Here is a 7,837-nt window from a genome sequence, read left to right on the forward strand (position 1 = left end):
GAAAGGCGTTCCACGAGCAGCAGGCCGGCGCCCTCGGACCAGCCGGTGCCGTCGGCGGCGGCGGCGAAGGGTTTGCACCGCCCGTCGGGGGCCAGGCCCCGCTGCCGGGAGAACTCCACGAACGGGGTGGGTGAGGACATCACGGACGCGCCGCCGGCCAGCGCCAGGTCGCACTCGCCGGCCCGCAGGGCCCGCACGGCCAGGTGCAGGGTGACCAGGGAGGACGAGCAGGCGGTGTCCACGGTGACGGCGGGGCCCTCCAGGCCGAAGGTGTAGGCGATGCGGCCGGAGGCGACGCTGCCGGCGGTGCCGTGGCCCAGGTAGCCCTCCAGTTCCCCGGGGACGGTGCGCAACCGGCCGACGTAGTCGTGGTGGATCTGTCCCGCGTAGACGGCCACCGGCTGGCCGCGCAGCGCGGTCGGGTCGATGCCGGCGTCCTCGAAGACCTCCCAGGCCAGTTCCAGCAGCAGCCGCTGCTGCGGGTCCATCGCGGTCGCCTCCCGGGGGGAGATCCCGAAGAACGCCGCGTCGAACCCGGCGACGTCGTCGAGGAACGCCCCGGACCGGACGTAACTGGTGCCGGTCCGCTCCGGGTCCTCGTCGAACAGGCCGGCGAGGTCCCAACCCCGGTCGGTGGGGAACGGGCCGACGACGTCGACCTCGTCGTCCACCACCCGCCACAGGTCCTCGGGTGAGGCGATGCCCCCGGGGAACCGGCAGCTCATGCCGATGATCGCGACCGGTTCGTCCTCGGCCACCGGGGACGTCCTCGTGGCGGTGCGGGCCGGGGCGGGGGCCCCGTCGAGCGCGGTGACCAGGTGGGTGGCCAGGGCCGTGGGGCTGGGGTGGTCGAAGGCGACGGTGGTGGACAGCCGCAGCCCGGTGGCCGTCTGGAGGCGGTTGCGCAGCTCCACCCCGGTGAGGGAGTCGAAGCCCTGCTCGGAGAAGGCCCGGTCCGGTGCGAGGGCCGCCGGGTCCGGGTGGCCGAGGACGGCGGCGGACTCCGCGCGCACCAGGGCGAGCGCGGCGGCCGGCCGGTCGGCGGCCGGTAGGTCCCCGAGCCGAACGGCGCCACCCCGGGCGGGCCGGTCGGCGGCGCGGTCTCGGACCAGGGCCCGCAACGCGGGTGGGACGGGGCGCGCGGCGTGCGGGTCGAGCGCGGCGCCCACCACGCACGGGTCGGGTGAGTGGAGGGCGGCGTCGAACAGGGCGAGGGCCGCGCCGGTGTCCATCGGGAGGACACCGCCCCGCCGCAGCCGGTCCCGGTCGCGGTCGGTGAGGTGGCCGGTCATGCCGCTGGCCTCGGCCCACATGCCCCACGCGATCGAGACCGCGGGCAGGCCGGCGGCCCGGCGTTCCCCGGCGAGGGCGTCGAGCGCGGCGTTGGCCGCGGCGTAGCCGGCCTGCCCGGCGCCGCCGAGGGTGCCGGCGATGGACGAGAACAGCACGAACGCGGCGAGGTCGGTGTGGGCGGTGAGCTCGTGCAGGTTGCGGGCGGCCACGATCTTCGGGTCCAGCACGGCCGGCAGGGTGTCGGGGTCGGTGTTCGCCACGGTGGCGTCGGCGAGGACCCCGGCGGCGTGGACGACCACGTTCAGGTCGTCCACGGTGGCCAGCAGCGCGCGCAGCGCCGGTCGGTCGGCGACGTCGCAGGCCACCACGCGCACCTCGGCCCCGACCTCGGCGAGGTCGGCGAGCAGTTCGGGTGCGGCGTGGCCGCTGCGGCTGACGAGCACGAGGCGGCGGATGCCGTGCCGGGCGGCCAGGTGGCGGGCGACGAGTCCCCCGAGGACGCCGGTGCCGCCGGTGATCAGGGCCGTGCCACCGGGGTCGACCGGTGCCGGCACGGTGAGCACGTTCTTCCCGGTGTGCCGGCCGGCGGCCATGAGTCGCAGCGTGCTGCGGGCGTGCCGGATGTCCCGGGACCGGGTGGGCAGCGGACCGGGGCCGTCGGTGGTGAGCGCGGCGAGCATCTCCCCGATCCGCTCCGGCCCGGCGTCGGTGAGCAGGTCGAAGGCCCGGTAGGTGCGCCCGGGTGCGGTGCCGGGGTCGCGGATGTCGGTCTTGCCGAGTTCGACGAAGCAGCCGCCGGGCGCGGTCAGGCGCAGGCCGGCGTCGACGAACTCGCCGCTGAGGGAGTTGAGGACGACGTCGACTCCCCGGCCGCCGGTGGCCGCGCGGAACCGCTCCTCGAACCCGGTGTCCCGGGAGGAGGCGACGTGGTCCTCGGGGATGCCGAGTTCCCGCAGCACCGGCCACTTGTCGGGGCTGGCGGTGGCGAAGACCTCCGCGCCCCGGCGGTGGGCGAGGGCGATCGCGGCCATGCCCACGCCGCCGGTCCCGGCGTGGACCAGGACGGACTGACCGGGTTGGAGACCGGCGACGTCGAACAGGCCGTAGTAGGCGGTGAGCTGGGCGATGGGCACGCCCGCCGCGTCGGCGAAGGACCACCCGGCGGGGACCGGCGCGAGCATCCTGGCATCGGCCACGGCCTGGGGCGCGAAGGCGCCGTCGACGACGCCGAACACCCGGTCGCCGGGCTGGAGGTGGGTGACGTCGGCGGCGGTCTCGACCACGACGCCGGCGGCCTCGCCGCCGAGCACGTCGTCGGCGACGGCGACCACGCCCAGGGCGAGCAGGACGTCCCGGAAGTTGACGCCGGCGGCGCGCACCGCGAGCCGGACCTGGCCGGGCCGCAGGGGGGCGGGGGGCGTGGGAACCGCGGTGAGGTCATCGAGGGAACCGGTTCCGCCGATCGCCAACCGCCACGGCACCTCGGGCACGGGCAGCGGCGGCGGATCGGCGGGTGGCGGTGCGCTGGCCGGCCGCAGCCGGGCGGCGGTGACGGCGCCGTCCCGCACGGCCAGTTCCGCCTCCCCGGCGCGCAGCGCCCCGAACACCTCGGGCCAGGCCGGGCCCGGGTCGCCGTCGACGAGGGCGAAGGCACCGGGGTGCTCGGTGGCGGCGCTGCGGAACAGCCCGGTCACCGGCCCGTCGCCCCGGGTGAGCACGACGAGAGTGGCGTCCCGGCCGATCCAGTCCTTGGCCAGGGCCAGCGCGGCGCGGGTGGCGGTGCCCGGTTCGCCGGAGGGGGCGCGGACCAGGACGAATTCGGCGTCCTCGACGGGGACCGGGTCGGGGGCGGTCAGGTCGGCGTCGAGCACCGCGACCCGGGCGTCGGTGACGGCCGGGTGGTCGACCGGCACGTGGTCGAGGCGGTGCAGGGGCGGCGGGGCGGCGGCCGGGGACCGCAGGGTCAGGGCGTCGACGCGCGCGACGAGCCGGCCGGCGTCGTCGACGGCGACGACCTCGACGGTGCTGGGGTCGAGGACGCGGAGCCGGGCCCGCAGGGCGCGGCCGGTGGGGGCGCGCAGTTCCACCCCGGTGAAGCTGAACGGCAGCGGCGTGCCGGCGCCGCCGACGTCGACGCCGCTCGCGCCGACGGCCTGGAGCACGGCGTCGAGCAGCGCGGGGTGGCAGGTGAAGGTGCCTCCGGTGTCCTCGGGCAGTTCGACCTCGGCGTGGAGTTCCGCGCCGGGGCCCGATCCGGTGCGCCACAGCGCACGCAGCCCCTGGAACAGCGGACCGTACTCGTAGCCCCGGTCGGCGAGCCGGTCGTAGACGCCGTCGAGGTCGACCGGCTCCGCCGTGCCGGGCGACCAGGCCGCCGGGGCCGGTCCCGGGCCGGCGGTGGTGAGGGCTCCGGTGGCGTGGGTGGTCCACGGCCCGGTTCCGGCGCGTGCGTGCAGGGCCACCGGGCGACGGCCGTCCGCGTCGGGCTGGTCGACGACCAACCGGAGGGTGACCGGGACGTCGGGTTCCACGGCCACGGGGGCGGTGAGGGCCAGCTCCTCGATCCGGTCGCAGCCGTGCCCGGCGGCGGCGGTGGCCACCAGGTCGAGCACGGCGGTGCCGGGGACCAGCGCGGTGCCGCGCACGGCGTGGTCGGCGAGCCACGGGTGGCTGGTGAGGGAGATCAGCGCGGTGTGGACGGTGGCGTCGGGGAGGTCGACGGACGCTCCCAGCAGCGGGTGGTCGGCGGCGGTGATCCCGGCGGAACCGAGGTCACCGGTCCCGCCGCCGGCCGGGGGCAGCCAGAACCGCTGCCGGCGGAAGGCGTACCCGGGGAGCGGGACGCGGCGGGCACCGCTGCCCTGGAACCAGGAGGCCCAGTCGACGTCGACCCCGGCGGCCCACAGCTGGGCGGCGGCGGTGAGCAGGGGGGTGAGGTCGTCGTGGTCGCGGCGCAGCGATCCGGTGACGACGCCGGTGACCTCCCGCTCGTCGAGGATGTCGGTGAGCCCGACGGTGAGCACGGGGTGCGGGCTGGACTCGACGAAGACGCGGTGCCCGTCGGCGAGGGCGGCCTCGACGGCTTCCTGGAACCGCACCGGCTGGCGAAGGTTGCCGAACCAGTACTCCGGTCCCAGTTCGGCGGGGTCGACGCGGGAGCCGGTCACGGTCGAGTAGAAGCGGGTGTCGCAGGACCGGGGGCGGATGTCGGCGGCCAGGTCCACGAGCCGGTCCCGCAACACGTCCATGTGAGGCGAGTGGGAGGCGTAGTCGACGGGGATGCGTCGGGCGCGGACGCCGTCCTCCCCACAGCGGGCGAGGAGCCGGTCGAGGGCCTCGGCGTCCCCGGAGACCACGGTGGAGCGGGGCCCGTTGCTGGCGGCGACGACGGTTCCCGGGGGCAGGCGGCGTTCGGTGTCGGCGGTGGAGAGCGGGACGGACACCATGCCGCCGTCGCCGGCGATCTCCCGCAGGGCGCGGGCGCGCAGCGCGATGATCCGGGCCGCGTCGCCCAGGTCGAGTCCGCCGGCCACGCAGAGGGCGGCCAGTTCTCCCTGGGAGTGGCCGATGACGGCGTCCGGCCGCACCCCCAGCGAGGCCCAGAACCGGCCCAGGGCCACCATCACCGCCCACAGCACGGGTTGGACGACGTCGACGGTGTCCAGGCCCGGGGCGCCCTCGGCTCCGGTGAGGACGTCGACGGCGGAGAAGCCCAGGTGGGGGCGGAGCGCCTGGTCGCAGGCGGTCAGTTCCGCGCGGAACGGTGCGGACACCGCCAGCAGCCGGGTCGCCATGCCCGCCCACTGGGAGCCCTGGCCGGGGAAGACGAGGACGACCCCGCCGCCGCGTCCACCCGTGGTGGTCGGGGTGGTGACGGCGCGCCGCGACCAGTCGCGCAGCGCCGAGGCCGGGTCCTCGTCCGCGTCGAGGAGCAGCACGCCCCGGTGGTCGAGGGCGGCCCGGCCGGTGGCCAGGGAGAACCCCAGGTCGCTGGGGTCGACCCGCTCGCCGCGCCGCAGGTGGTCGGTGAGGCGGTCGGCCTGGTCGCGCAGCGCCTCGGTGTCCCGGCCGGACAGCACCACCGGGACCAGCGGTGGGGGTGTCCGCGTGGTGGGGGCCGCCTCGAGCGGGGTGGGCGCCTGTTCCAGGACGACGTGGGCGTTGGTGCCGCTGATCCCGAAGGAGGACACCCCGGCGCGGCGGGGTCGGCCGTGGTCGGGCCACGGCTGTTCCTCGGCGAGCAGCGCCAACCCGGAGGAGGCCCAGTCCACGTGGGTGGAGGGCCGTTCGACGTGGAGGGTGCGGGGCAGCCGGCCGGCGCGCAGGGCCAGCACCACCTTGATCACGCCGGCGACGCCGGAGGCGGCCTGGGTGTGGCCGAGGTTGGACTTCAACGAGCCCAGCCACAGCGGGTGGTCCCGGTCGGCGCCGTAGGTGTCGGCGAGGGCGCGCGCCTCGATGGGGTCGCCCAGCACGGTCCCGGTGCCGTGCGCCTCGACGGCGTCCACCTCGGAGGGTCGGAGTCCGGCGTCGGCGAGGGCCCGGCGGATCACGGCGCGTTGCGCCTCGCCGTTGGGCACGGTGAGCCCGTGGGAGGCGCCGTCGGAGTTGACGGCGGACCCGCGCAGCACGGCCAGCACCTCCCGGCCGTCCCGCCGCGCGGCGGACAGCCGTTGGAGGAGCAGCAGGCCGGCGCCCTCGGCCCAGCCGGTGCCGGCGGCGTCGGCGGAGAAGGAGCGGCAGCGGCCGTCGGGGGACAGTCCGCGTTGCCGGGAGAACTCGACGAACAACTGGGGTGTGCTGATGACCGTGGCCGCGCCGGCGAGGGCCAGTTCGCACTCCCCGGCCCGCAGGGACTGGGCGGCCAGGTGCAGGGCGACCAGGGAGGAGGAGCAGGCGGTGTCGACGGTGAGGGCCGGTCCGCGCAACCCCAGGGTGTAGGCGATGCGGCCGGAGGCGACGCTGCCGAGTTTGCCGACGTCGAGGTAGCCCTCCAGTTCGGGGGGCAGCGGGTCGAGGCCGGCGCCGTACTCGTGGCGCATGACCCCGGTGAAGACCCCGACCTGCCGGTCGCGCAGCGAGTCCGGGGCGATGCCGGCGTCCTCCAGGGTCCGCCAGGCCACTTCCAGCAGCAGCCGCTGTTGGGGGTCCATCGCCAGGGCTTCGCGCGGGGAGATCCCGAAGTGTTCCGCGTCGAAGTCCTCGACGTCGTCGCAGAAGCCGCCCCGGGTGGTGATGGACCGCCCCGGCCGGTCCGGGTCGGGGTCGTGCAGCCGGTGGAGGGGCCAGCCCCGGGTGGTGGGGAACTCGCTGGTGGCGTCGACGCCGGCGGCGACCAGCCGCCACAGGTCGGCCGGGTCGTCCACCCCGCCGGGCAGGCGGCACCCCATGCCGACGATGACGACCGGGTCGTCGGCCGGGTCGGCCGGGTCGGCTCGGTGGGACCGGGCTGGCCGGGGCCGCGTCCCCTCGGCGACGGTGGTGGCGGTGGCGCTGGTGGCGAACAGCTGGTTCCGCAGGAGGCGGGCGACGGCGGCGGGGGTCGGGTGGTCGAACACCACGGTCGCCGGCAGCTCGACCCCGGTGCGGCGCACCACGGCGTCGCGCACCAGGAGGGCGGTGAGCGAGGTCAGCCCCAGGTCGCCGAACGGCCGGTCGTCGACCACGTCGGTCTGGTCGACGCCGAGGGCGGCGGCGGTCCCCTCCCGGACCAGGCCGCGCAGCCACCGGTCCTGTTCCCGGCGGGACAACGGGGCCAGGCTGGCCCGGAGGCTGGCCGCGCGGTCCGCGTCGGCTCGGGCCTGGGGCGCCTCGGAGGTGGTCGGGACTTCCGCGAGCAGCCGCCACGGCCGCTCGGCCAGCAGGTGCCGGGTCACCTTGCCGGCGGCTGTCCTGGGCAGGGAGTCGACCCCGCGCAGCTGGGCGGGTACCCGGAACCCGGCGAGCTTCTCCCGGCAGACGCGGAGGACCTCCTCGGGGTCGAGGTCGTCCCGGCCGACGAGGTAGGCGACGGGCACCTCCCCGAGCCGGGGGTCGGGCGCGGGGCCCACGGCGGCGTCGAGGACGCCGGGGGCGCCCAGCAGCACCTGTTCCACCTCGGCGGGGTGGATGTTCTCCCCACCTCGGATGATGAGTTCGGAGATGCGGCCGGTGACGGTCAGGTAGCCGTGGTCGTCGCGGCGGGCCAGGTCGCCGGTGCGGTACCAGCCGTCGGGCAGCGCGGCCGCGGTGGCCCCGGGGTCCCCGTGGTACCCGGCCATGACGTTGGGGCCGCGTACCCACACCTCCCCGTCCTGGCCGACGGGCACGTCGGCCAGGGTGTCCGGGTCGACCAGCCGCACCGACAGGCCGGGCACGGGCAGCCCGCAGGACCCGGGGACCCGGGTGCCGCCGGGCCAGTTCGTGGTGATGGGACCGCAGGTCTCGGTGGTGCCGTAGCTGTCGATCAGCGGCACGCCGAACCGGGCCTCGACGCGGGCCGGCAGCTCGGCTCCCCCGACGGCGCCGGCGGTCAGGCACAGCCGGAGCCCGGTCGGGGCGGTCC

At 76.8% G+C, this 7,837-nt stretch carries 1 protein-coding gene; it reads right to left on the reverse strand.

Annotation, left to right across the window (positions count from 1 at the left end):
• Positions 1-7,837: type I polyketide synthase (locus ACTIDRAF_RS0222825; protein WP_016701026.1), on the reverse strand; the 7,837-nt coding region annotated here is incomplete at both ends.

Source organism: Actinoalloteichus spitiensis RMV-1378, from assembly GCF_000239155.1.
Taxonomy (GTDB): Bacteria; Actinomycetota; Actinomycetes; order Mycobacteriales; family Pseudonocardiaceae; genus Actinoalloteichus_B; species Actinoalloteichus_B spitiensis.